Source organism: Streptomyces sp. NPDC007808, from assembly GCF_042868655.1.
Lineage (GTDB): Bacteria > Actinomycetota > Actinomycetes > Streptomycetales > Streptomycetaceae > Streptomyces.
Genome location: NZ_JBIAEQ010000006.1, coordinates 509221 through 534114 on the forward strand (window position 1 = coordinate 509221; position 24894 = coordinate 534114).

The window sequence follows — 24894 nt, forward strand, 5'->3', positions numbered from 1 at the left end:
AGGGGCCAAGGGTGACCGTTTCGCGGTCGACCGTCCGGGGTCGGTACGATCGCGTAATGCGCGCGCTCCTGGTATGGCGCCGCATTCCCCCTTCAGTCAGGAGAGACCGGTGTCAGACGTCCGTGTGATCATCCAACGCGATTCCGAGCGGGAAGAGCGCGTGGTGACGACGGGCACTACGGCCGCCGACCTCTTCGCCGGCGAGCGCTCGATCATCGCCGCGCGCGTGGGCGGCGAGCTCAAGGACCTGTCGTACGTGCTCTCCGAAGGCGAGGAGGTCGAGGGCGTCGAGATCTCCTCCGAGGACGGTCTGAACATCCTGCGCCACTCCACCGCGCATGTGATGGCGCAGGCCGTGCAGGAGCTCTTCCCCGAGGCCAAGCTGGGCATCGGGCCGCCCGTCAAGGACGGCTTCTACTACGACTTCGATGTCGAGAAGCCGTTCACGCCCGAGGATCTCAAGGCCATCGAGAAGAAGATGCAGGAGATCCAGAAGCGGGGCCAGAAGTTCGCCCGCCGTGTCGTGACCGACGAGGGCGCCCGCGAGGAGCTCGCGAACGAGCCCTACAAGCTGGAGCTGATCGGCCTCAAGGGCGCCGCCTCCAGCGACGACGGCGCGGACGTCGAGGTCGGTGCCGGTGAGCTCACGATCTACGACAACCTGGACGCCAAGACCGGCGACCTGTGCTGGAAGGACCTCTGCCGCGGTCCGCACCTGCCGTCGACCCGCGCGATCCCGGCCTTCAAGCTGATGCGCAACGCCGCCGCCTACTGGCGGGGCAGCGAGAAGAACCCGATGCTCCAGCGCATCTACGGCACCGCCTGGCCGTCGAAGGACGAGCTGAAGCAGTACCTGGACTTCCTCGCCGAGGCCGAGAAGCGCGACCACCGCAAGCTCGGCAACGAGCTCGACCTGTTCTCCGTCCCGGAGCAGATCGGCTCCGGCCTCGCGGTCTTCCACCCCAAGGGCGGCATCGTCCGCCGCGTCATGGAGGACTACTCGCGGCGCCGCCACGAGGAAGAGGGCTACGAGTTCGTCTACACCCCGCACGCCACGAAGGGGAAGCTCTTCGAGACGTCCGGCCACCTCGACTGGTACGCCGAGGGCATGTACCCGCCCATGCAGCTCGACGAGGGCGTGGACTACTACCTCAAGCCCATGAACTGCCCGATGCACAACCTGATCTTCGACGCGCGCGGCCGCTCCTACCGTGAACTGCCGCTGCGCCTCTTCGAGTTCGGGACCGTGTACCGGTACGAGAAGTCGGGCGTCGTGCACGGCCTCACCCGCGCCCGCGGTTTCACGCAGGACGACGCGCACATCTACTGCACGCGCGAGCAGATGTCGGAGGAGCTCGACAAGACGCTCACCTTCGTCCTCGGCCTGCTGCGCGACTACGGCCTGACCGACTTCTACCTCGAACTGTCGACGAAGGACCCGGAGAAGTTCGTCGGCTCCGACGAGGTCTGGGAGGAGGCCACGGAGACGCTGCGCGAGGTCGCCGAGAAGCAGGGCCTGCCGCTGGTCCCGGACCCGGGCGGCGCCGCCTTCTACGGCCCGAAGATCTCCGTCCAGGCCAAGGACGCCATCGGCCGCACCTGGCAGATGTCGACGATCCAGCTCGACTTCAACCTGCCCGAGCGCTTCGACCTGGAGTACACCTCCGCGGACGGCTCCAAGCAGCGTCCCGTCATGATCCACCGGGCCCTCTTCGGCTCGATCGAGCGGTTCTTCGCCGTGCTCCTGGAGCACTACGCGGGCGCCTTCCCGGCGTGGCTGGCCCCCGTCCAGGCCATCGGCATCCCGATCGGCGACGGGCACGTGGACTACCTGGAGAAGTTCGCCGCGGCCGCCAAGAAGAAGGGCCTGCGCGTCGAGGTCGACTCCTCCTCCGACCGCATGCAGAAGAAGATCCGCAACGCGCAGAAGCAGAAGGTGCCCTTCATGGTCATCGCGGGCGACGAGGACATGGCCAACAACGCCGTCTCCTTCCGCTACCGCGACGGCTCGCAGGAGAACGGCATCCCGTTCGACGAGGCCATCGCGAAGATCGCGCAGGTCGTCGAGGAGCGGACGCAGGTCTGATCAGGCCGTGACGAAAGGGCCCCCGGAGTTCAGCTCTCCGGGGGCCTCTTGTCGCTCTCACGGGAGAAGACCTGAAGGAGCCACGAGGAGAACGAGCCCGTCACCGCGCCGAGCAGGGCCAGCCCGCCGGCCATCATCCCGGTCGCGATCACCCGGCCGCCCGAGGTCACCGGGGTGATGTCGCCGTAGCCGACCGTGCTGAGGGTCGCCGCGGCCCACCACACCGCGTCCCCGAAGGTCCGCATGGTGGCACCGGGTGCTCCGCGCTCCTGCTGGTAGACCGCGAGGGCACCGGCGAAGCCGAGGAGCAGGGTCGACAGGCTCGCGTAGGCGATCACGCGCGCGTGCAGGGAGAGCCGGGGCTCCCCTTGCCGGCGCTGGATGGCGTCGTAGAGCGGCACGATCCGCAGCGGCCGCAGCAGCGGCAGGAGGACCACCACCGTGTGCAGGACGTGCGTCCTGACGAAGCGCGCGAAGCGCTCGCCACTGAGGTGTCGGCGCACCAGGTAGTCCGCGGCGAACAGCGCCCAGAGCACGAGCATCGAGACCCAGCACAGGGTTCGCAGGCCGTGCGGCATGTTCTCGGCCAGGACGCGGGCGGCATAGAGGCCCAGGAAGGCCAGCGAGGCCAGGAACAGCGGGATCTCGGTGCGCTGCTCCCAGCGGGTGTAGGGGCTGTCGTCGTCCACTGGGCCAGCTTGGCCGGTGACCATCCTCCCGCCGCCCCGGCGACACGCCGCGAACGGACGAAGCCATATGCTGCACGCATGACGAGTGAGCCGGAGCAGCAGTGGGGAGTGGGGATCCAGGACGCGTTCCAGCGTCTGTGGACGCCCCATCGGATGGCCTACATCCAGGGTGAGAACAAGCCGACCGGTCCCGGAGCGGACGACGGCTGCCCCTTCTGCTCGATCCCGGCCAAGTCCGACGAGGACGGTCTGGTCGTCAGGCGCGGCGAGCAGGTGTACGCGGTCCTCAACCTCTACCCGTACAACGGCGGCCACCTCATGGTCGTGCCCTACCGCCACGTCGCCGACTACACCGATCTCACCGACGCGGAGACCGTCGAGCTCGCCGCCCTGACCAAGCAGGCGATGACGGCCCTGCGCACCGCCTCGGGCGCGCACGGCTTCAACATCGGCATGAACCAGGGCACGGTCGCCGGCGCCGGCATCGCGGCCCACCTCCACCAGCACATCGTTCCGCGCTGGGGCGGCGACACGAACTTCATGCCGGTGGTGGGCCACACCAAGGTGCTGCCGCAGCTCCTCGCCGACACCCGGAAGATGCTGGCCGAGGCGTGGCCGAACGCCTGACGCCCCGGCCGACGGTGGGGCCGATCAGCCCGGCCGGCGCCTGAGGACGAGGCCACCACCGAAGGGGTCCGGGGGGCACAGCCCTCGGGGACGGTCACCCAGACCCGCCCGGCGCGGCCTACGCGTCGTAGACGTCCGCCTTCCTCGGCGTCGGATCCTGCACGGCCGTGCTGAGGAACGCCGACCGGGCACCGAACTTCTCGGTGTCCACGCCGTTCTCCTCCAGGACCTTGATCGCCGCGGCATGGACCACCCGCAGCACGGGCGTGGCCGCGCGCAGCGCGTCGTCGGCCATGAACCGGTGGCGCCACGGCTGGTCCGCCCACGCGTGCCGGAGCCCGAACGGCTCGGGCAGGCCTATCGTCCCGCCGAGCCAGTTCAGCAGCGGCGGGTACCAGGAGATCGGGGCCCGTACCGCCAGCCGTACCACCTCGTCACTGTTCACCAGCGGAAGCTTGATCTTGCGGGTCTCCCACGGCTTCAGTGACTTGGCGACCTCCTTGGTCGGTGCCTCGGGCTTCTCCTGGAACAGCCCGTTCACCGGGCCGAGCGCGTGCCCGGTGACCTCGATGCGCAACGTCTCGTGCAGCACGGTCACCGTGATCAGCATCGTGATGATCAACTGCCCGTCCCAGAGCGTCCACTGGACGCCCAGGTAGTGCCGGTCACCGCTGCCGAACTGCTGCTTGTTGCAGATGTCCTGTATCGCGTGCGGCTTGACCTGGTACGCCTCGACGTCCGTGCCCTCCGGCCGGGACACCGCCTTCGCGCCCTCGGCGATCGGCGTGACGACCCAGTGCCGTATCGAAGGCTTGGGGAAACCACCGGTGTTGAGCGGACCGCGCTCCAGCATGCGCAACTGGTCATGGATCGAGCGGATCACGTCCCAGCTGCGGAAGGGGTGGATCTCCCGGCCGGGGTCGGCCGGAGACAGGTTCTCGGCCAGCTGCCAGCTGCCCCACCGGGTTCCCATGCCGAGTATCCCCTTGGGCCCGGCGTAGAACACGGAGTTGGACTGCTGCTCCGCGCTGAGCTTGGCGAGCGACTGACGCAGCTGCTCGGCCTGGGTCTCGCTGGGGCTGGTCGGCACCGCCTCCGGCACCTTCGCGCCGACGCTGCTGCCCGCCAGCAGGCTGTCCCACCGCTCCCGCAGGTCCCGCGCGGTGCGCTCGCAGACCTGCTTGGCCCAGAACCAGCCGACCACGGGCATGACGACACAGGCCCGGGCGTACCACGCCCAGAACCCGCCGAACGGCATCCGGATCAGGAAGATCACGGCCAGCGCGCCCGCCGCGACGAGCAGCACGGAGGCCAGCGCGCCGCCCCGCTTCTCGTTCGCCTTGCCGATCGTGGTGCGCAGCTGGAAGATCAGCAGCCACACCAGGAGGCCGGGCAGGAAGAGCACACCGCAGACCACCGTGATCGCGGAGAGCATCCGGTCGCGGGCCTTGCGGATGTTGTTGGCGGCCAGACAGTGCTCGACGACCACCTGCGGCTCGGTGCCGAAGGACTGGATCAGCGGCTTGCGGCCGCTGCCGAGCATGCGGTCGACGACGGCGCGCGAGAAGGCCTCACCCAGGTTGGGCCGGAAGATCCTCGCCCACCTGCGGCCTTCCTTGACGTCCGTCTGGTGCCATTCGTTGTCGGCCTTCTTGATGTCCTGAAACGGATTGTCCCGGTAGGCCGCCGAGGCCAGGGCGTACGTCGCCGTCTGCCCTTCGCCGGCCGTGCGCGGCACCTGCGGACCGAAGATGTCCGCGTAACCGCCCTCAACGGTCATTCCCGCCCCCGATCGCCGCACTGTCGCTTCTGCGGCCTTCCCGACTTCCGTACTGCGCACACCTGTTGATCAATGATCAGCGTATCCCCAGCCACCGACAACCGTCGGCGGACGGCCGAAGCCGCCCGCCTACACGGAGGGAAGCGTTCCACCGGGGCGGCACGCCCACTTGGCGGCGCCCGGCGCGAACTACGAGGCGGCGCGCGCCTCTTCACGAATCCTTTCCGCGATCTGCTGCGGCATCGGCTCGTGCCGCGCATAGCGGCGGCTGAACCGTGCCGTGCCGTGCGACATCGACCGCAGGTCGATCGCATACCGCCCGATCTCGATCTCGGGCACCTCGGCCTTGATGACCGTCCGGCCTCCGCTGGTCTGCTCGGTGCCGAGGACGCGACCCCGCCGCCCGGACAGATCGCTCATCACCGGGCCGACGTACTCGTCGCCGACCAGGACGGACACCTCGGCGACCGGCTCCAGCAGATGGATCTTCACATCGGCCGCCGCCTCCCGCAGCGCGAGCGCGCCGGCCGTCTGGAACGCGGCGTCGGAGGAGTCCACCGAGTGCGCCTTGCCGTCGAGCAGCGTGACCCGGATGTCGACGAGCGGGTGACCGGCCGCGACTCCCTTGGCGGCCTGGGCCCGCACGCCCTTCTCCACCGACGGGATGAACTGCCGTGGCACCGCGCCGCCGACGACCTTGTCCACGAACTCGATGCCCGAGCCACCCGGCAGCGGCTCCACCTCGATCTCGCAGATCGCGTACTGCCCATGGCCACCGGACTGCTTCACATGCCGGCCGCGCCCCGCCGACCTGCTCGCGAACGTCTCCCGCAGGGAGACCTTGTGCGGCACGACGTCGACCTGCACCCCGTACCGGCTGCGCAGCCGTTCGAGGGCGACGTCCGCGTGTGCCTCGCCCAGGCACCACAGCACGACCTGGTGGGTGGCCTGGTTCTGCTCCAGCCGCATGGTCGGGTCCTCGGCGACCAGCCGGGCGAGCCCCTGCGACAGCTTGTCCTCGTCCGCCTTGCTGTGCGCCTGGATGGCGAGCGGCAGCAGCGGGTCGGGCATCTGCCACGGCTCCATCAGCAGGGGATCGTCCTTGGCCGACAGGGTGTCGCCGGTCTCCGCGCGGCTCAGCTTCGCCACGCACGCGAGGTCACCGGCGATGGCGTGGCTGAGCGTCCGCTGCTGCTTGCCGAACGGCGCGGACAGAGCGCCGATCTTCTCGTCGACGTCGTGGTCCTCGTGCCCGCGGTCGGCGAGACCGTGCCCGGAGACGTGCACCGTCTCGTCCGGGCGCAGGGTCCCGGAGAAGACCCGCACCATCGACACCCGGCCGACGTACGGGTCGGACGCCGTCTTCACGACCTCGGCGACCAGCGGCCCGTCCGGGTCGCACGGCTTCAGCTCGCGCGGCTTGCCGTCGATCGTGGTGACGCCGGGCGCCTCGCGCTCCAGCGGCGTCGGGAAGCCACGGGTGATCAGTTCGAGCACCTCGACCGTGCCGAGTCCCTGCCTGGCGCCGTCGGCGGCGGGCGCGGCCGCCAGGACGGGGAAGAACGTGCCCCGCGCGACGGCCCGCTCCAGGTCCTCGATCAGCGTCTTGACGTCGACCTGCTCACCGCCCAGATACCGGTCCATGAGGGTCTCGTCCTCGCTCTCCGCGATGATCCCCTCGATCAGCCGGTTGCGGGCCTCCTCGATCAGCGGCAGCTGGTCCTCGCCCGGCTCGGAGTCCTTGCGCTCACCGGAGGAGTAGTCGAAGAGCTTCTGCGACAGCAGGCCGATCAGACCGGTGACGGGAGCGTGCCCGTCCGGGCCCTGCGGGCCGTGCAGGGGCAGATACAGCGGGAGCACGGCGTCGGGATCGTCCCCGCCGAAGGCGTCCGCGCAGATCCGTGTCATCTCCTCGTAGTTCGCCCGCGCGGCCTCCAGGTGCGTGACGACGATCGCGCGCGGCATGCCGACCGCCGCGCACTCCTCCCACACCATGCGGGTGGAGCCGTCCACGCCGTCCGAGGCCGAGACGACGAAGAGGGCCGCGTCCGCCGCTCGCAGACCGGCCCTGAGTTCCCCGACGAAGTCGGCGTATCCGGGGGTGTCCAGCAGGTTGACCTTGATGCCGTCCCATTCGACGGGCACCAGGGAGAGCTGCACCGAGCGCTGCTGGCGGTGCTCGATCTCGTCGTAGTCGGAGACGGTGCCGCCGTCCTCCACGCGGCCCGCCCGGTTCACCGCCCCCGCTGTGAGCGCGAGGGCCTCCACCAGAGTCGTCTTGCCGGATCCGCTGTGGCCGACCAGCACCACGTTCCGTACGGATGCGGGGTGGTCGGCCGCCGTTGCCCTGCCGGCGGCTCCGGGGTGTGCGTTCGCCTTGTCGCCCATGATCCTGCCTCCCGTGCACGGTGAGGTCACTGTGGGCGCGGGACGTACGGATCCTCCCCGGACTTCTTCCGGGAGGTGCCCCCAGCGAGGCGGCTCCGGTGACGCCCGCGGTTCTTCGAGCTTTCCACTCCCGTCACGGTGCGTCCATACGACGGACGTGATCGCGCCGTCCGGCGTCGGTGGACGGGGCCGCCCGACCCGTGCACGAGTGCCCGGGGGTCGCGGCAACGCGCGCGTGGCTACGATGGGCCAGCCGGTGGCCAGCAGGGGCCGCACGGCGCCACACCGACCCTCGGGAAGGCCATGCTGAACAAGTACGCGCGTGCTTTCTTCACGCGTGTTCTCACACCGTTCGCCGCGTTTTTGATCCGGCGGGGCGTCAGCCCCGACACCGTCACGCTCATCGGCACCGCCGGTGTGGTCGCCGGCGCGCTGGTCTTCTACCCGAGGGGCGAGTTCTTCTGGGGCACGGTCGTGATCACGCTGTTCGTGTTCTCCGACCTCGTCGACGGCAACATGGCCCGCCAGCTCGGCCGCTCCAGCCGCTGGGGCGCCTTCCTGGACTCCACGCTCGACCGGGTGGCCGACGGCGCGATCTTCGGCGGCTTCATCCTCTGGTACGCCGGTGGCGGCGACGACCTCGTCCTGTGCGCCGTGTCGATCTTCTGCCTGGCCAGCGGCCAGGTGGTGTCGTACACCAAGGCCAGGGGCGAGTCCATCGGTCTGCCGGTCGCGGTCAACGGCCTCGTAGAGCGCGCCGAACGCCTGGTGATCTCGCTGGTCGCGGCCGGTTTGGCGGGCCTGCACGTGTTCGGGGTACCCGGTATCCAGTACCTGCTGCCCGTCGCCCTGTGGATCGTCGCCGTGGGCAGTCTCGTCACGCTCATCCAGCGGGTCGTCACCGTCCGCCGCGAGTCGGCCGAAGCGGAGGCGGCGGCTGCGCAGGAGGAGAAGCCGCAGAACGCCTCTCAAGGGAGCGAGGCAGCCAAGTGAGTGCCCACGAGCGGCTCACGGACGCCCTGTACGGGCTCGGCTGGGGCACGGTGAAGAAGCTTCCCGAACCGGTCGCGGTACGGCTCGGGCGCACCATCGCCGACCTCGCCTGGAAGCAGCGGGGCAAGGGCGTGCAACGGCTGGAGAGCAACTACGCGCGCGTGGTGCCGGGCGCGAGCCCGGAGCGCCTCGCCGAGCTCTCGCGCGCGGGCATGCGCTCCTACCTGCGCTACTGGATGGAGTCCTTCCGGCTCCCGGCCTGGAGCGCCGAGCGCGTCAAGGACGGCTTCGAAGCGAAGGACCTCCACTACCTGACCGACGGTCTGGCCGCGGGCAACGGCGTCGTACTCGCCCTGCCGCACCTGGCCAACTGGGACCTCGCGGGCGCCTGGGTCACCACCAAGCTGGAGACCCCGTTCACGACGGTCGCCGAACGCCTCAAGCCCGAGACCCTGTACGACCGTTTCGTCGCCTACCGCGAGGGCCTCGGTATGGAGGTCCTGCCGCACAGCGGCGGCACCGCCTTCGGCACCCTCGCCCGGCGGCTGCGCGACGGCGGCCTGGTCTGCCTGGTCGCCGACCGCGACCTGTCCGCCTCCGGCGTCGAGGTGGACTTCTTCGGCGCCGCGGCCCGGATGCCCGCCGGCCCGGCGCTGCTGGCCCAGCAGACCGGGGCGCTGCTGCTCCCGGTCACGCTCTGGTACGACGACACACCCGTCATGCGAGGCCGGGTCCACCCCCCGGTCCAGGTGCCCGAGTCAGGCACCCGGGCCGAGAAGACGTCTGTCATGACACAGGCGCTGGCCGACGCCTTCGCCTCGGGGATCGCCGAACATCCGGAGGACTGGCACATGCTCCAGCGCCTGTGGCTCGCTGATCTGGACCCCGGAAAGGGACCCTCGTGAGGATCGGTCTCGTCTGCCCGTACTCCTGGGACGTGCCGGGCGGCGTCCAGTTCCACATCCGTGACCTCGCCGAGTACTTCATCCGGCTCGGCCACGAGGTGTCCGTCCTGGCGCCCGCCGACGACGACACCCCGCTCCCGCCGTACGTGGTCTCGGCGGGCCGCGCCGTCCCCGTGCCGTACAACGGCTCGGTCGCCCGCCTGAACTTCGGCTTCCTCTCGGCGGCCCGGGTGCGTCGCTGGCTGCACGACAACGCGTTCGACGTCATCCACATCCACGAGCCGACGTCGCCGTCCCTGGGCCTGCTGACCTGCTGGGCGGCACAGGGTCCGATCGTCGCGACCTTCCACACCTCCAACCCGCGCTCCCGGGCGATGATCGCGGCGTACGCCATCCTCCAGGCGGCCCTGGAGAAGATCAGCGCCCGGATCGCGGTCAGCGAGTACGCCCGCCGCACGCTGGTGGAGCACCTCGGTGGGGACGCGGTGGTGATCCCGAACGGCGTCGACGTCGACTTCTTCGCCCGGGCCGAGCCCAACCCCGACTGGCAGTCGGAAGGGGCGCGCGGCGCGGTCGAGGGCGGCGGTGAGGGGCGGGCGGGCGAGACGATCGGCTTCATCGGCCGCATCGACGAGCCCCGCAAGGGTCTGCCGGTCCTGATGCGGGCCCTGCCCAAGATCCTCGCCGCCCGCCCGCGTACCAGGCTCCTGGTGGCCGGCCGGGGAGACGAGGAGGAGGCGGTCGAGTCCCTGCCCGCCGAACTGCGCTCGCGGGTCGAGTTCCTCGGCATGATCAGCGACGAGGACAAGGCCCGCCTCCTGCGCAGCGTCGACCTGTACGTCGCTCCCAACACCGGCGGCGAGAGTTTCGGGATCATCCTGGTCGAGGCGATGTCGGCCGGCGCCCCGGTCCTCGCCTCCGACCTGGACGCGTTCGCCCAGGTCCTGGACCAGGGCGCGGCCGGCGAACTCTTCGCCAACGAGGACGCCGACGCCCTCGCCGAGGCCGCGGTACGCCTCCTGGAGGACCCGAAGCGACGGGCGGAACTGCGGGAGCGGGGGAGTGCGCACGTCCGCCGCTTCGACTGGTCGACCGTCGGCGCGGACATCCTGTCCGTCTACGAGACGGTGACGGCGGGCGCGGCGGCGGTGGCGGCGGACGAGGGGACCGGAGGCGGGCTGCGGGCGAGGCTGAGACTGGCGAGGGACTGAGCGCCGCATGCTCGGGTCGGCGATCGGCCCGCCCGGCGTGCCGGGGCGAGGCCCCTCGGGCCGAAGCGGGGTCTGCGGCCGGCAGTCCGCAGGGCAGTCCCGGTGACCGTCACCTCGGCGCCCGCGCTGCCCCGCGAACGCCCCCGCTCGACATCCGGCCCGCCCCGCGGGACTAGGCTCCGCCCGTGACCGCAACACTCATCTGGACCCTCGTAGCCCTCGTCGCGATCGGCCTCTACCTGAGCTGGACCGCGGGCCGCCTCGACCGGTTGCACGCCAGGATCGACGCGGCCCGCGCCGCACTCGACGCCCAACTGCTCCGCCGCGCCTCGGTCGCCCAGGAGGTGGCCACCTCCGGCGTCCTGGACCCGGCCGCGTCGATCGTCCTGTACGAGGCCGCCCACGCCGCCCGGCAGGCCGAGGAGGAGCAGCGGGAGGTCGCCGAGAGCGAGCTGAGCCAGGCGCTGCGGGCGGTGTTCGCGGAGGCCCAGCAGGTGGAGGCGGTACGCGAGGCCCCCGGGGGCGAGCAGGCCGCCCATGAGCTGACCGAGGCCGTGCGCCGGGTACCGATGGCCCGCCGCTTCCACAACGACGCCGTACGGGCCGCCAGGGCCCTGCGCCGCCACCGCAAGGTCCGCTGGTTCCGGCTGGCCGGCCACGCGCCGTTCCCCCTGGCCTTCGAGATGGACGACGAGCCGCCCGCCGTACTGGCCGACCGAGCCGCCTGACCAGCGCATTCACGCCATCGGCCCGAAAAAGGATCCACCGGCTTCGCATTGGCCCTTGCTGTGGCCTGGTCCACTCCCGTTTCCTCTGTGCTTGCAGTAACCCTCTTTCACCGTGTGAGGTCACCCGTGTCCAACTCCGAAAACCAGGCTCCCGAGACCGGCACCGCCCGCGTGAAGCGCGGCATGGCCGAGCAGCTCAAGGGCGGCGTGATCATGGACGTCGTCACGCCGGAGCAGGCGAAGATCGCCGAGGACGCGGGCGCCGTCGCCGTCATGGCCCTGGAGCGGGTCCCCGCCGACATCCGCAAGGACGGCGGCGTGGCCCGCATGTCCGACCCGGACATGATCGAGGGCATCATCGACGCCGTCTCGATCCCGGTCATGGCCAAGTCCCGCATCGGCCACTTCGTCGAGGCCCAGGTCCTGCAGTCCCTCGGGGTCGACTACATCGACGAGTCCGAGGTGCTCACCCCGGCCGACGAGGTCAACCACTCCGACAAGTGGGCGTTCACCACCCCGTTCGTCTGTGGCGCCACCAACCTGGGCGAGGCCCTGCGCCGCATCGCCGAGGGCGCCGCGATGATCCGCTCGAAGGGCGAGGCCGGCACCGGCAACGTCGTCGAGGCCGTGCGCCACCTGCGCCAGATCAAGAACGAGATCGCCAAGCTGCGCGGCTTCGACAACAACGAGCTGTACGCCGCCGCCAAGGAGCTGCGCGCCCCGTACGAGCTCGTCAAGGAAGTCTCCGAGCTCGGCAAGCTCCCCGTCGTGCTGTTCTCCGCCGGTGGCGTGGCCACGCCGGCCGACGCCGCCCTGATGCGTCAGCTCGGCGCCGAGGGCGTCTTCGTCGGCTCCGGCATCTTCAAGTCCGGCGACCCGGCCAAGCGCGCCGCGGCCATCGTGAAGGCGACCACCTTCTACGACGACCCGAAGATCATCGCGGACGCGTCGCGCAACCTCGGCGAGGCCATGGTCGGCATCAACTGCGACACCCTCCCCGAGACCGAGCGCTACGCCAACCGCGGCTGGTAACGCACCCTCAAGGACTGCACGTACATGACTGACGCACCCGTCATAGGCGTCCTGGCCCTCCAGGGCGACGTACGGGAGCACCTCATCGCCCTGGCCGCGGCCGACGCCGTGGCCAGGCCGGTGCGGCGCCCCGAGGAACTCGCCGAGGTCGACGGTCTCGTCATCCCCGGCGGAGAGTCCACGACCATCTCCAAGCTGGCCGTCCTGTTCGGCGTGATGGAGCCCCTCCGCGCGCGCGTGCGGGCGGGCATGCCCGTCTACGGCACCTGCGCAGGCATGATCATGCTGGCCGACAAGATCCTCGACCCGCGTTCGGGCCAGGAGACCGTCGGCGGCATCGACATGATCGTGCGCCGCAACGCCTTCGGGCGTCAGAACGAGTCCTTCGAGGCGGCGGTCGACCTCAAGGGCGTGGACGGCGATCCTGTGGAGGGCGTCTTCATCCGCGCCCCCTGGGTCGAGTCCGTCGGCGCCGAGGCCGAGGTCCTCGCCGAGCACGACGGCCACATCGTCGCGGTCCGCCAGGGCAACGCGCTGGCCACGTCGTTCCACCCGGAACTGACCGGCGACCACCGCGTGCACGGCCTGTTCGTCGACATGGTGCACGCGAACCGGGCGGCCGAGTCCTTGTAGGATCTCTGGCGTTCGTTCATAGATGGGTTACGCGAAGGAGACAGGCAGATGTCCGGCCACTCTAAATGGGCCACGACGAAGCACAAGAAGGCCGTGATCGACGCCAAGCGCGGCAAGCTCTTCGCGAAGCTGATCAAGAACATCGAGGTCGCGGCGCGCATGGGCGGCGTCGACCTCGAAGGAAACCCGACCCTCTACGACGCCGTCCAGAAGGCCAAGAAGCAGTCGGTTCCGAACAAGAACATCGACTCCGCGATCAAGCGCGGTGGCGGTCTCGAAGCCGGCGGTGCCGACTACGAGACGATCATGTACGAGGGCTACGGCCCGAACGGCGTCGCCGTGCTGATCGAGTGCCTCACGGACAACCGCAACCGCGCCGCCTCCGAGGTCCGCGTCGCCATGACCCGCAACGGCGGCTCCATGGCCGACCCGGGCTCCGTGTCGTACCTCTTCAACCGCAAGGGCGTCGTGATCGTCCCCAAGGGCGAGCTGACCGAGGACGACGTCCTGGGCGCGGTCCTGGACGCGGGCGCCGAGGAGGTCAACGACCTCGGTGAGTCCTTCGAGGTCCTCAGCGAGGCCACCGACCTGGTCGCGGTGCGCACCGCCCTGCAGGAGGCGGGGATCGACTACGACTCCGCCGAGGCCAACTTCGTTCCGACCATGCAGGTCGAGCTCGACGAGGAAGGCGCCAAGAAGATCTTCAAGCTGATCGACGCGCTGGAGGACAGCGACGACGTCCAGAACGTCTTCGCCAACTTCGACGTCAGCGACGAGATCATGGAGAAGGTCGACGCGTAACGCAGCCGCGACGCGGCCGGGTTCAGGCTCAACGGGCCGACGGGACGATCCCGTCGGCCCGTCGCCTTTGCCGGGAGTTGCTGACCGGCGTTGTCAGCGGCACCCGATAGCCTGCACGAACTGGGGATACCGCCCAGCGGAGCCGGGGAGATCGAAGGAGGGGCGCGTGCGCGTACTGGGGGTGGACCCGGGGCTGACCCGATGCGGTGTCGGCGTGGTCGAAGGGGTCGCGGGACGCCCGCTCACCATGCTCGGCGTCGGCGTCGTCCGCACACCCGCGGACGCCGAGTTGGGCCACCGCCTCGTCGCCGTCGAGCAGGGCATCGAGCAGTGGCTGGACGAGCACCGGCCCGAATACGTCGCCGTGGAGCGGGTGTTCAGCCAGCACAACGTCCGTACGGTGATGGGCACCGCCCAGGCCAGCGCCGTCGCCATGCTCTGCGCCGCCCGCCGCGGTATCCCCGTCGCCCTGCACACCCCCAGCGAGGTCAAGGCCGCCGTCACCGGCAGCGGCCGCGCCGACAAGGCACAGGTCGGCGCCATGGTCACCCGTCTGCTCAGGCTCACCGCCCCGCCCAAACCGGCCGACGCCGCCGACGCCCTCGCGCTCGCCATCTGCCACATCTGGCGCGCCCCCGCGCAGAACCGACTTCAGCAGGCCGTCGCCCTGCACTCAGCCAAAGCACCGAAAGGCCGTACGGCATGATCGCCTTCGTCAGCGGCACAGTGGCCGCCCTCGCTCCGGACGCCGCGGTGGTCGAGGTGGGCGGCGTCGGCATGGCCGTCCAGTGCACCCCGAACACCCTGTCCACCTTGCGCATGGGCCAGCCGGCCAAGCTGCACACCTCGCTGGTCGTCCGCGAGGACTCCCTCACGCTGTACGGCTTCGCCGACGACGACGAGCGGCAGACCTTCGAACTGCTCCAGACCGCGAGCGGGGTCGGACCGCGCCTGGCCCAGGCGATGCTGGCGGTGCACACGCCCGACGCCCTGCGCAGGGCCGTGGCGACCGCCGACGAGAAGGCACTCACCGCCGTCCCCGGCATCGGCAAGAAGGGCGCCCAGAAGCTGCTCCTGGAGCTGAAGGACCGCCTCGGCGAACCCATCGGCGCGCCCGCCGTCGGCGCCCCCGTCACCCAGGGCTGGCGCGACCAGCTGCATGCCGCCCTCATCGGCCTCGGCTACGCCACCCGTGAGGCCGACGAGGCCGTCGCCGCCGTCACCCCGCAGGCCGAGGCCGCCGAGGGCACGCCCCAGGTGGGCCAGTTGCTGAAGGCGGCCCTGCAGACCCTGAACAGAGCCCGCTGACCGACGGCCCCTGACGCCACTCACGTACGCCACCCATCGCGACCCCCGAGGCACACTCCATGAACTGGGACGACACCACCGACACCCCCGCCCCCGAGCGGCTCGTCGGTGCGTCCGCCGACCGTGAGGACCAGGCCGTCGAGGCCGCCCTGCGCCCGAAGGACCTGGGCGAGTTCATCGGCCAGGAGAAGGTCCGCGAACAGCTCGACCTCGTCCTGCGGGCCGCCCGCGCGCGAGGCGCCACCGCCGACCATGTGCTGCTCTCCGGTGCCCCGGGCCTCGGCAAGACCACCCTGTCGATGATCATCGCGGCCGAGATGGGCGCCCCCATCCGCATCACCAGCGGCCCCGCCATCCAGCACGCCGGTGACCTCGCCGCGATCCTGTCCTCCCTCCAGGAGGGCGAGGTCCTCTTCCTCGACGAGATCCACCGCATGTCCCGGCCCGCCGAGGAGATGCTGTACATGGCGATGGAGGACTTCCGCGTCGACGTGATCGTCGGCAAGGGACCGGGCGCCACCGCCATCCCGCTCGAACTGCCCCCGTTCACCCTGGTCGGCGCTACCACCCGCGCCGGTCTGCTGCCGCCCCCGCTGCGCGACCGCTTCGGCTTCACCGCCCACATGGAGTTCTACGAGCCGGCCGAGCTGGAGCGCGTCATCCATCGCTCGGCGAACCTGCTCGACGTGGAGATCGAGGCCGACGGCGCCGCCGAGATCGCCGGCCGCTCCCGTGGCACACCCCGTATCGCCAACCGCCTGCTGCGCAGGGTCCGCGACTACGCCCAGGTCAAGGCCGACGGGATCATCACCCAGGACATCGCCGCGGCCGCCCTCGCCGTCTACGAGGTGGACACCCGCGGCCTCGACCGGCTCGACCGCGCCGTCCTGGAAGCCCTGCTCAAGCTGTTCGGCGGCGGCCCGGTCGGGCTGTCCACGCTCGCGGTCGCGGTGGGGGAGGAGCGCGAGACCGTCGAGGAGGTCGCCGAGCCCTTCCTCGTACGGCAGGGCCTGCTCGCGCGCACCCCGCGCGGCCGGGTCGCCACGCCGGCCGCGTGGGCGCACCTCGGCCTCACCCCACCGGGCTCGTCAGCTGCGGGAAACGGACAACAGGACCTGTTCGGGGCGTGACGACATCGTGACGGCGAGCTCAGTGGCCGCAGGGGGAACCCCAGTGCCATGCTGAGCGTTGTTCCCTGCGCGGAGACTCGCTTAGACTCCGCCGATGCCGCCTTTGTCGGCGGCAGACAATCCCCCAACCATCAGGCCGCTCACAGCGCGGTCGTGTGAAGGAAGTTCCGACCCGTGAGTCTCGTGACCCTCCTCCCGTTCATCGTGCTCATCGGGGCCATGTTCCTGATGACCCGGTCGGCCAAGAAGAAGCAGCAGCAGGCCGCCGACATGCGGAACCAGATGCAGCCCGGATCCGGTGTCCGCACCATCGGGGGCATGTACGCCACGGTCAAGGAGGTCAGCGACGACACCGTCCTCCTCGACGCCGGCCCGGGCGTGGAGCTCCTCTTCGCCAAGAACGCGATCGGCGCCGTCCTCTCGGACGACGAGTACAACCGCATCGTGCACGGCATCGAGCACGACCTGAAGTCCGACGTCGTCCCGGACGACGCCTCCTCCCTCACCGAGACCGACGAGCCCGCCGCTGCCGCCGCCTCCGACGAGAAGTCCGTCGACCTCGGCAAGAAGGACGCGAAGGACGAGGCCGAGGAGTCGTCCGACGCCGTGTCCGCCGAGGCGAAGACGGACGACGAGTCCAAGAAGTCAGGCGGCGACTCCGACGCGAAGTAGCCATGTTCCGGGGCGCGCGGGCCAGGCCTGCGCGCCCCCGGGCATGCTGAGCTCGCACGGGATCCCGACACCATGTCATGGCCGCCCGCCCGTTGATCCGGAGCGAGGCGGCCCGAGAGGGAGTACGAGAAGGTGGCAGCACCTAAGAAGGGCCGGAACGCGAGCGCCCAGAGCAAGCCGTGGCGCTCGCTGGCCCTCATCCTGATCGCCATCGCGGCGCTCACCGGAGGGATGTTCGCCTCGGGGCACACCACTCCGCGTCTTGGTATCGACCTGGCCGGCGGCACGAGCATCACGCTGCGCGCGGAAGCCGAGCCCGGCCAGGAATCCGCGATCAACAAGACCAACATGGACACCGCGGTCGAGATCATGGAGCGCCGTGTCAATGGTCTGGGTGTCTCGGAGGCCGAGGTTCAGACCCAGGGCGACAGGAACATCATCGTCAACATCCCCCGGGGCACGGACTCCAAGGAAGCCCGGGACCAGGTAGGCACCACCGCCAAGCTGTACTTCCGACCGGTCGTCGCCACCGAGCTGGCCGGCGGCACGGCGCCCACCCCCTCGCCGAGCGCCTCCGGCAGCGCGTCCGGCGACGCCGGCGAGAAGGCGACCTCCTCCGCGTCTCCCTCCGGCACCCCCTCGGCGACCGCGACCCAGCAGGGCCGCGCGGTCACCGAGGCGCTGAAGGCCGACCCGACGCCCTCCAAGAGCGCCGACTCCAGCGCCTCCCCGTCCGCGAGCGGCACCCCCACGGGTGACCAGCCCAGTGGCAAGCTCGAAGCGCAGTACGCCGCGCTGGACTGCACCAAGGAGTCGGTCCGCGCCAAGGCGGGTGACGGCGCCAAGCCCACCGAGTCCACGGTCGCCTGCGGTCAGAACTCCAGCGGTGAGTGGCAGAAGTACATCCTCGGCCCCGCCGAGGTCGACGGCACGGACGTCGACGAGGCCCAGGCCGTCTTCAACACGCAGACCGGCGCCGGCTGGACCGTGACCATGAAGTTCACGGGCAAGGGGTCCGACAAGTTCGCGGCCATCACCGGGAAGCTCGCCAAGAACCAGCCGCCGCAGAACCAGTTCGCCATCGTCCTGGACGGCCAGGTCATCTCCGACCCGCGCGTCTCGGAAGCCCTGACCGGTGGCAGCGCCGAGATCTCCGGCAACTTCACCCAGCAGTCGGCCCAGAGCCTCGCCAACATGCTGTCGTACGGCGCGCTGCCGCTGACCTTCAGCGAGGACAGCGTCACCACGGTGTCCCCGGCGCTCGGCGGTGAGCAGCTGAAGGCGGGTCTGATCGCCGGTGCGATCGGCCTGGCCCTGGTGATCATCTACCTGCTGGTCTACTACCGCGGCCTGTCCTTCATCGCGATCCTCTCGCTGCTGGTCTCCGCGGCACTGACCTACACGATCATGTCGCTGCTCGGCCCGACCATCGGCTTCGCGCTCAACCTGCCGGCCGTCTGCGGCGCCATCGTCGCCATCGGCATCACCGCCGACTCGTTCATCGTCTACTTCGAACGCGTCCGCGACGAGATCCGCGAGGGCCGCTCGCTGCGCCCCGCGGTCGAGCGGGCCTGGCCGCGCGCCCGGCGCACCATCCTGGTCTCCGACTTCGTGTCGTTCCTCGCCGCCGCGGTGCTGTTCATCGTCACCGTCGGCAAGGTCCAGGGCTTCGCCTTCACGCTGGGCCTGACCACCCTGCTCGACGTGGTCGTCGTGTTCCTGTTCACCAAGCCCCTGCTGACGCTCATGGCACGCACCGAGTTCTTCGCGAACGGCCACCGCTGGTCCGGCCTCGATCCCAAGCGACTGGGTGCCCAGCCACCGCTGCGCCGCACCCGCCGCCCCGCCGCCCCCATCGAGACGAAGGAGGCGTGAGATGTCGAAGCTCGGCAACCTCGGCGCCCGACTGCACCGTGGCGAGGTCGGCTACGACTTCGTCGGCAACCGCAAGATCTGGTACGGCGTCTCGATCCTGATCACCATCCTGGCCATCGTCGGCCTCGCGGGGCGCGGCCTGAACATGGGCATCGAGTTCCAGGGCGGAGCCGTCTTCAACACCCCGAGCACCGTCTCGGTGTCCCAGGCGCAGGAGTACGCGGAAGAGGCGTCCGGCCACGACGCGATCGTCCAGGAGCTCGGCAGCGGCGAGAAGGCCACGCTCCGCATCCAGGTCGCGGGCATCGACACCACCGAGGCCGACAAGGTCTCCGCGCAGCTCGCCAAGGACCTCGGTGTCGCGGAGAAGGACGTCACCGGCGAACTCGTCGGCCCCAGCTGGGGTGAGCAGATCGCCAACAAGGCCTGGCAGGGTCTCGGGATCTTCCTGGTCCTCGTCGTGATCTATCTGGCGATCGCGTTCGAATGGCGCATGGCGGTCGCCGCGTTCGTCGCCCTCATCCACGACATCACCATCACCGTCGGCATCTACGCCCTCGTCGGCTTCGAGGTGACGCCGGGCACGGTGATCGGTCTGCTCACGATCCTCGGTTATTCGCTCTACGACACGGTCGTCGTCTTCGACAGCCTCAAGGAGCAGACGAAGGACATCACCAAGCAGACCCGCTGGACCTACAGCGACATCGCCAACCGTTCGATCAACAGCACCCTGGTCCGCTCCGTCAACACCACCGTGGTCGCGCTGCTGCCGGTGGCGGGCCTGCTGTTCATCGGTGGCGGCTTCCTCGGGGCCGGCATGCTCAACGACATCTCGCTGTCGCTGTTCGTCGGTCTCGCGGCCGGTGCGTACTCCTCGATCTTCATCGCCACGCCGCTCGTCGCCGACCTCAAGGAGCGCGAGCCGCAGATGAAGGCCCTGCGCAAGCGTGTCCTCGCCAAGCGCGCCCAGGGCGCCACGCCGGGCGAGGCCGCGGACGCGCAGGTCAGTGGCGAGTTCCACGGCGGCGAGCCGGAGGACGCCGCCCCCGCGGTGGTGGGCCCGCGTACCCAGCCGGCGTCCCGTGGCCGTGGCCGCGGCCGCTCCTCGGGGAAGCGCCGATGACCGAGATCAGGGAGCTGCTGCTCAGCCGTATCCGGGACGTGGCGGACTACCCGGAGCCGGGCGTGATGTTCAAGGACATCACCCCGCTCCTGGCGGACCCGGCGGCGTTCACGGCGCTCACCGACGCCCTCGCCGAGATCGCGGGCGACACCGGCGCCACGAAGATCGTCGGCCTGGAAGCCCGGGGCTTCATCCTCGGCGCTCCCGTCGCCGTCCGCGCGGGCATCGGCTTCATTCCGGTGCGCAAGGCGGGCAAGCTGCCCGGGGCGACGCTCAGCCAGGCCTACGACCTGGAGTACGGCTCCGCCGAGATCGAGGTGCACGCCGAGGACCTGGCCGCGGGCGACCGTGTCCTGGTCATCGACGACGTCCTGGCCACCGGCGGCACCGCGGAAGCCTCGATCCAGCTGATCCGCCGGGCCGGTGCCGATGTGGCCGGACTGGCCGTGCTGATGGAACTGGGCTTCCTCGGAGGCCGCGCCCGTCTGGAGCCGGCCCTGGCCGGAGCCCCGCTGGAGTCGCTCCTGACGGTCTGACCCGAATCGCCGCAGGGCGGGCCCTCGGACCCGCTCCTCATGCCGCGCGCCTCCGCACGAGGCGCGCGGCATACGCATGTGTGGCACACGCGTGTCTCGGGCCCCAGCCGAGGACCGAATCCCGGCGTGCGCATCGAGGCACCGCTCCCCGGCGTGTGCACCGAGGCATCGCTTCGGCGCCCGTCACCACCCGGCCCCCGTCACCACCTGGCTCGCATCACGCGCCCGCGAAGCCGCGCACGCCGTCTCCTCAAGGGCCCAGCACACCCCCGCGACCGCCTCTGGACACGCTCGCATCCCCCAGGCCACAGCCGCTGGAACCGCTCGCACCACCCCTGCCACAGCACGCGGACGACGGCACAGGAATCCTTTGACGGCTCCTTGCGTTTCTCCGATGGACGGCCCTCACATCGGGCTGAAGGCGATCCCGGGGCGCGGGATCGCTACCATGGGGTTTCCGGAGCCTGACCGGGGGACCCGGATCGCGCACGAGGAGCCCTCTTGCCAGACGAGGCCCAGCACCTGACCGCCGCCAAGCCCGAGTCCGCCTCGGGGCCCGCGGCGAAGCCCGCGCCGAACGCGTCGCACGCGAAGAACGACACCCGCGGGCCGGTCGAGCACGCCCAGTCCGCGCCCGTCGACAAGCCGGCCGAGCAGACGCGACCCAAGCCGGCCCCGCCCGAGCGGCCCGTCAATCCGCCGGCCCGCCCCGCCACCGGGCAGCCCGCACGCTCCGGCTCCTCCAACCGCGTCCGCGCCCGCCTCGCCCGTCTCGGCGTCCAGCGCTCCAACCCGTACAACCCGGTGCTGGAGCCGTTGCTGCGCATAGTCCGCAGCAACGACCCCAAGATCGAGACCGCGACCCTCCGCCAGATCGAGAAGGCCTACCAGGTCGCCGAGCGCTGGCACCGCGGCCAGAAGCGCAAGAGCGGCGACCCGTACATCACCCACCCGCTCGCGGTGACCACGATCCTCGCCGAACTGGGCATGGATCCGGCCACCTTGATGGCGGGCCTGCTGCACGACACCGTCGAGGACACCGAGTACGGCCTCGACCAGCTCCGCCGCGACTTCGGTGACTCCGTGGCCCTGCTCGTCGACGGCGTCACCAAGCTGGACAAGGTCAAGTTCGGCGAGGCCGCGCAGGCCGAGACCGTGCGCAAGATGGTCGTCGCCATGGCCAAGGACCCGCGCGTCCTGGTCATCAAGCTCGCCGACCGCCTGCACAACATGCGCACCATGCGCTACCTCAAGCGCGAGAAGCAGGAGAAGAAGGCGCGCGAGACCCTGGAGATCTACGCGCCGCTCGCCCACCGCCTCGGCATGAACACCATCAAGTGGGAGCTGGAGGACCTCGCCTTCGCGATCCTCTACCCCAAGATGTACGACGAGATCGTACGGCTGGTGGCCGAGAGGGCACCGAAGCGTGACGAGTACCTGGCCATAGTGACCGACGAGGTCCAGCAGGACCTGCGGGCCGCCCGCATCAAGGCGACCGTCACCGGCCGCCCGAAGCACTACTACAGCGTCTACCAGAAGATGATCGTCCGCGGCCGTGACTTCGCGGAGATCTACGACCTGGTGGGCATCCGCGTCCTCGTCGACACGGTCCGCGACTGCTACGCCGCCCTCGGCACGGTGCACGCGCGATGGAACCCGGTCCCCGGCCGGTTCAAGGACTACATCGCGATGCCCAAGTTCAACATGTACCAGTCGCTGCACACCACGGTGATCGGCCCCAACGGCAAGCCGGTCGAACTGCAGATCCGCACGTTCGACATGCACCGCCGCGCCGAGTACGGCATCGCCGCGCACTGGAAGTACAAGCAGGAGGCCGTCGCCGGCGCCTCCAAGATCCGCACTGACGCGCCGAAGACGTCCGGCAAGGGCAAGGACGACCACCTCAACGACATGGCGTGGCTGCGCCAGCTGCTGGACTGGCAGAAGGAGACCGAGGACCCCGGCGAGTTCCTGGAGTCCCTGCGCTTCGACCTCTCCCGCAACGAGGTCTTCGTCTTCACCCCCAAGGGCGACGTCATAGCGCTCCCGGCCGGTGCCACCCCCGTCGACTTCGCGTACGCCGTCCACACCGAAGTGGGCCACCGCACCATAGGAGCGCGGGTCAACGGCCGTCTCGTACCGCTCGAATCCACCCTGGACAACGGCGACCTGGTCGAGGTCTTCACCTCCAAGGCGCCCGGCGCGGGGCCGTCCCGCGACTGGCTCGGTTTCGTCAAGTCGCCCCGCGCCCGCAACAAGATCCGGGCGTGGTTCTCCAAGGAGCGCCGTGACGAGGCGATCGAGCAGGGCAAGGACGCGATCGTCCGGGCGATGCGCAAGCAGAACCTGCCGATCCAGCGGATCCTGACCGGCGACTCGCTGGTGACCCTCGCGCACGAGATGCGCTACGCGGACATCTCCGCGCTGTACGCGGCGATCGGCGAGGGCCATGTCTCGGCGCAGAACATCGTGCAGAAGCTCGTCCAGGCCCTCGGTGGTGAGGAAGCCGCGACCGAGGAGATCGACGAGTCGGTCCCGCCGACACGCGGTCGCAGTCGCAAGCGCCGCTCCAGTGCCGATCCGGGTGTCATCGTCAAGGGCGTCGAGGACGTATGGGTCAAGCTGGCCCGCTGCTGCACCCCGGTCCCCGGCGATCCGATCATCGGCTTCGTCACACGCGGTAGTGGTGTATCGGTTCACCGCAGCGACTGTGTGAACGTGGAGTCACTGTCCCGCGAGCCCGAGCGCATCCTGGAGGTCGAATGGGCGCCCACCCAGTCCTCGGTCTTCCTGGTCGCCATCCAGGTCGAGGCACTTGACCGCTCCCGGCTCCTGTCGGACGTCACGCGTGTCCTGTCCGATCAGCACGTCAACATCCTCTCCGCGGCCGTCCAGACCTCCCGCGACCGCGTCGCCACCTCCCGCTTCACCTTCGAGATGGGCGACCCGAAGCACCTCGGGCACGTCCTGAAGGCGGTCAGGGGAGTGGAGGGCGTCTACGACGTGTACCGCGTGACGTCGGCACGCAACCGGTCGTAGAGGCAGACGAAGGAGCCTTCGCACGGCATACGAAAGAGGGGCTCCCGTACCTGGTGTACGGGAGCCCCTCTTTCGCGTGACCGGGTGCGTCAGCCGCCGAACTCCTGCAGACCCTTCAGGGCCTGGTCCAAGAGCGCCTGCCGGCCCTCAAGCTCACGCTCCAGCTTGTCCGCCTTGGCGTTGTTGCCCTGCGCGCGGGCCTGCTCGATCTGGCCCTTCAGCTTGTCGACGGCGGCCTGGAGCTGACCGGTCAGGCCCTCGGCACGCGCCCGTGCCTCCGGGTTGGTCCGGCGCCACTCGGCCTCCTCGGCCTCCTGGATGGCCCGCTCGACGGAGTGCATCCGGCCCTCCACCTTGGGGCGGGCGTCCCGCGGCACATGGCCGATGGCCTCCCAGCGCTCGTTGATCGAGCGGAAGGCGGCCCGCGCGGCCTTCAGATCGCCGATCGGCAGGAGCTTCTCGGCCTCCTCGGCCAGCTCCTCCTTCAGCTTCAGGTTCTCGGCCTGCTCCGCGTCGCGCTCGGCGAAGACCGAGCTGCGGGCGGCGAAGAAGATGTCCTGGGCGCCGCGGAAGCGGTTCCACAGGTCGTCCTCGTGCTCGCGCTGGGCGCGGCCCGCGGCCTTCCACTCGGCCATCAGCTCGCGGTAGCGCGCGGCCGTCGGACCCCACTCCGTCGACCCGGACAGCGACTCGGCCTCGGCGACCAGCCGCTCCTTGGTCTTGCGGGCCTCCTCGCGCTGCGCGTCCAGCTGCGCGAAGTGCGCCTTGCGGCGCTTGGAGAACGCCGACCGGGCGTGCGAGAAGCGGTGCCACAGCTCGTCGTCCGACTTGCGGTCGAGCCGCGGCAGGCTCTTCCAGGTGTCCACCAGCGACCGCAGACGCTCACCGGCGGCCCGCCACTGGTCGGACCGGGCCAGTTCCTCCGCCTCGGCGACCAGGGCCTCCTTGGCGTGCCGGGCTTCGTCGGACTGCTTGGCGCGCTGTGCCTTGCGCTCCTCACGGCGCTTCTCGACCGTCTCGACCAGCTTGTCCAGGCGGGTCCGCAGGGCGTCCAGGTCACCGACCGCGTGATGGGCGTCGACCTGCTCACGGATGTGGTCGATCGCGGCCTGGGCGTCCTTCGCCGACAGGTCGGTGGTCTTCACTCGCTTCTCGAGGAGGCCGATCTCGACAACCAGGCCCTCGTACTTGCGCTCGAAGTAGGCCAACGCCTCCTCGGGGGAGCCGGCCTGCCAGGATCCGACGACCTGCTCGCCGTCGGCCGTACGCACGTACACGGTCCCCGTCTCGTCGACGCGGCCCCACGGGTCGCTGCTCACAGCGCCTCCTCCACATGAT

General features: G+C 70.2%; 21 protein-coding genes. 17 read left to right on the forward strand and 4 right to left on the reverse strand.

All coding sequences use genetic code 11. The features are described 5' to 3' along the window. The first annotated feature begins 109 nt into the window (after nucleotides 1–109). Nucleotides 110–2086 carry a threonine--tRNA ligase gene (gene thrS, locus ACFYNL_RS24695; protein WP_388807046.1) on the forward strand — a complete coding sequence of 659 codons (1977 nt, stop codon included), beginning with the start codon at nucleotides 110–112 and terminating at the stop codon, nucleotides 2084–2086. Between the two features lie 29 nt (nucleotides 2087–2115). On the opposite strand, the gene ACFYNL_RS24700 is transcribed toward thrS, so the two are convergent. Then, a complete protein-coding gene (locus tag ACFYNL_RS24700) occupies nucleotides 2116–2775 on the reverse strand; it encodes a potassium channel family protein (RefSeq protein ID WP_388807048.1) in 660 nt (219 codons plus the stop codon). A gap of 78 nt (nucleotides 2776–2853) precedes the next feature. Here ACFYNL_RS24700 and ACFYNL_RS24705 point away from each other — a divergent pair, with 78 nt between their 5' ends. Beyond that, on the forward strand, nucleotides 2854–3402 hold the full coding sequence (locus tag ACFYNL_RS24705; RefSeq protein WP_388807050.1) for an HIT family protein: 549 nt from the start codon (nucleotides 2854–2856) through the stop codon (nucleotides 3400–3402). 118 nt (nucleotides 3403–3520) lie between these two features. On the opposite strand, the gene ACFYNL_RS24710 is transcribed toward ACFYNL_RS24705, so the two are convergent. Beyond that, complete coding sequence (locus ACFYNL_RS24710; RefSeq protein ID WP_388807052.1) at nucleotides 3521–5182, reverse strand: hypothetical protein; 1662 nt, start codon at nucleotides 5180–5182, stop codon at nucleotides 3521–3523. Between the two features lie 189 nt (nucleotides 5183–5371). Further along, nucleotides 5372–7570, reverse strand: coding sequence for an elongation factor G-like protein EF-G2 (locus tag ACFYNL_RS24715; RefSeq protein WP_388807054.1), 2199 nt, complete (start codon nucleotides 7568–7570; stop codon nucleotides 5372–5374). A gap of 303 nt (nucleotides 7571–7873) precedes the next feature. On the opposite strand from ACFYNL_RS24715, the gene pgsA reads away from it, so the two are divergent. The 15 genes from pgsA (at nucleotide 7874) to relA (ending at nucleotide 23556) form a co-directional block, all read left to right on the forward strand. After that, nucleotides 7874–8563: a phosphatidylinositol phosphate synthase gene (gene pgsA, locus ACFYNL_RS24720; protein WP_388807056.1), complete on the forward strand. Its 690-nt coding sequence runs from the start codon at nucleotides 7874–7876 to the stop codon at nucleotides 8561–8563. Next, complete coding sequence (locus tag ACFYNL_RS24725; RefSeq protein ID WP_388807058.1) at nucleotides 8560–9468, forward strand: phosphatidylinositol mannoside acyltransferase; 909 nt, start codon at nucleotides 8560–8562, stop codon at nucleotides 9466–9468. Before pgsA ends, ACFYNL_RS24725 begins: the two co-directional genes overlap by 4 nt. After that, nucleotides 9465–10679, forward strand: coding sequence for a glycosyltransferase family 4 protein (locus tag ACFYNL_RS24730; protein WP_388807060.1), 1215 nt, complete (start codon nucleotides 9465–9467; stop codon nucleotides 10677–10679). Before ACFYNL_RS24725 ends, ACFYNL_RS24730 begins: the two co-directional genes overlap by 4 nt. A gap of 185 nt (nucleotides 10680–10864) precedes the next feature. Further along, nucleotides 10865–11407, forward strand: a complete 543-nt coding sequence (locus tag ACFYNL_RS24735; protein ID WP_388807062.1) for a hypothetical protein — start codon at nucleotides 10865–10867, stop codon at nucleotides 11405–11407. A gap of 126 nt (nucleotides 11408–11533) precedes the next feature. Then, a complete protein-coding gene (gene pdxS / locus ACFYNL_RS24740) occupies nucleotides 11534–12439 on the forward strand; it encodes a pyridoxal 5'-phosphate synthase lyase subunit PdxS (protein ID WP_388807064.1) in 906 nt (301 codons plus the stop codon). 24 nt (nucleotides 12440–12463) lie between these two features. Then, nucleotides 12464–13072, forward strand: a complete 609-nt coding sequence (gene pdxT / locus ACFYNL_RS24745) for a pyridoxal 5'-phosphate synthase glutaminase subunit PdxT (protein WP_388807066.1) — start codon at nucleotides 12464–12466, stop codon at nucleotides 13070–13072. A 48-nt stretch (nucleotides 13073–13120) separates the two neighbouring features. Continuing rightward, nucleotides 13121–13873 (forward strand): YebC/PmpR family DNA-binding transcriptional regulator, encoded by a 753-nt coding sequence (locus ACFYNL_RS24750; protein ID WP_019759338.1) that lies wholly within the window; start codon nucleotides 13121–13123, stop codon nucleotides 13871–13873. A 166-nt stretch (nucleotides 13874–14039) separates the two neighbouring features. Then, the gene (gene ruvC / locus ACFYNL_RS24755) at nucleotides 14040–14579 is read left to right on the forward strand and encodes a crossover junction endodeoxyribonuclease RuvC (protein ID WP_388807068.1); all 540 of its coding nucleotides are present in this window, start codon (nucleotides 14040–14042) and stop codon (nucleotides 14577–14579) included. Then, nucleotides 14576–15181: a Holliday junction branch migration protein RuvA gene (gene ruvA, locus ACFYNL_RS24760; RefSeq protein WP_388807070.1), complete on the forward strand. Its 606-nt coding sequence runs from the start codon at nucleotides 14576–14578 to the stop codon at nucleotides 15179–15181. Before ruvC ends, ruvA begins: the two co-directional genes overlap by 4 nt. A gap of 59 nt (nucleotides 15182–15240) precedes the next feature. Continuing rightward, nucleotides 15241–16311 carry a Holliday junction branch migration DNA helicase RuvB gene (gene ruvB / locus ACFYNL_RS24765; RefSeq protein WP_388807072.1) on the forward strand — a complete coding sequence of 357 codons (1071 nt, stop codon included), beginning with the start codon at nucleotides 15241–15243 and terminating at the stop codon, nucleotides 16309–16311. A gap of 174 nt (nucleotides 16312–16485) precedes the next feature. Further along, nucleotides 16486–16983, forward strand: coding sequence for a preprotein translocase subunit YajC (gene yajC, locus ACFYNL_RS24770; RefSeq protein ID WP_388807073.1), 498 nt, complete (start codon nucleotides 16486–16488; stop codon nucleotides 16981–16983). Between the two features lie 132 nt (nucleotides 16984–17115). Next, nucleotides 17116–18858 carry a protein translocase subunit SecD gene (gene secD / locus ACFYNL_RS24775; RefSeq protein ID WP_388807075.1) on the forward strand — a complete coding sequence of 581 codons (1743 nt, stop codon included), beginning with the start codon at nucleotides 17116–17118 and terminating at the stop codon, nucleotides 18856–18858. A 1-nt stretch (nucleotide 18859) separates the two neighbouring features. After that, nucleotides 18860–19981: a protein translocase subunit SecF gene (gene secF / locus ACFYNL_RS24780; protein ID WP_388807077.1), complete on the forward strand. Its 1122-nt coding sequence runs from the start codon at nucleotides 18860–18862 to the stop codon at nucleotides 19979–19981. Beyond that, the gene (locus ACFYNL_RS24785) at nucleotides 19978–20517 is read left to right on the forward strand and encodes an adenine phosphoribosyltransferase (protein ID WP_388807079.1); all 540 of its coding nucleotides are present in this window, start codon (nucleotides 19978–19980) and stop codon (nucleotides 20515–20517) included. The genes secF and ACFYNL_RS24785 overlap by 4 nt, the downstream gene beginning before the upstream one ends. 501 nt (nucleotides 20518–21018) lie before the next feature. Then, on the forward strand, nucleotides 21019–23556 hold the full coding sequence (gene relA, locus ACFYNL_RS24790) for a GTP pyrophosphokinase (protein ID WP_388807081.1): 2538 nt from the start codon (nucleotides 21019–21021) through the stop codon (nucleotides 23554–23556). Nucleotides 23557–23645: 89 nt separating this feature from the next. Here the strand turns inward: relA and ACFYNL_RS24795 are convergent, their stop codons facing one another. Continuing rightward, complete coding sequence (locus tag ACFYNL_RS24795) at nucleotides 23646–24875, reverse strand: DUF349 domain-containing protein (protein ID WP_388807083.1); 1230 nt, start codon at nucleotides 24873–24875, stop codon at nucleotides 23646–23648. Nucleotides 24876–24894 lie beyond the last annotated feature (19 nt).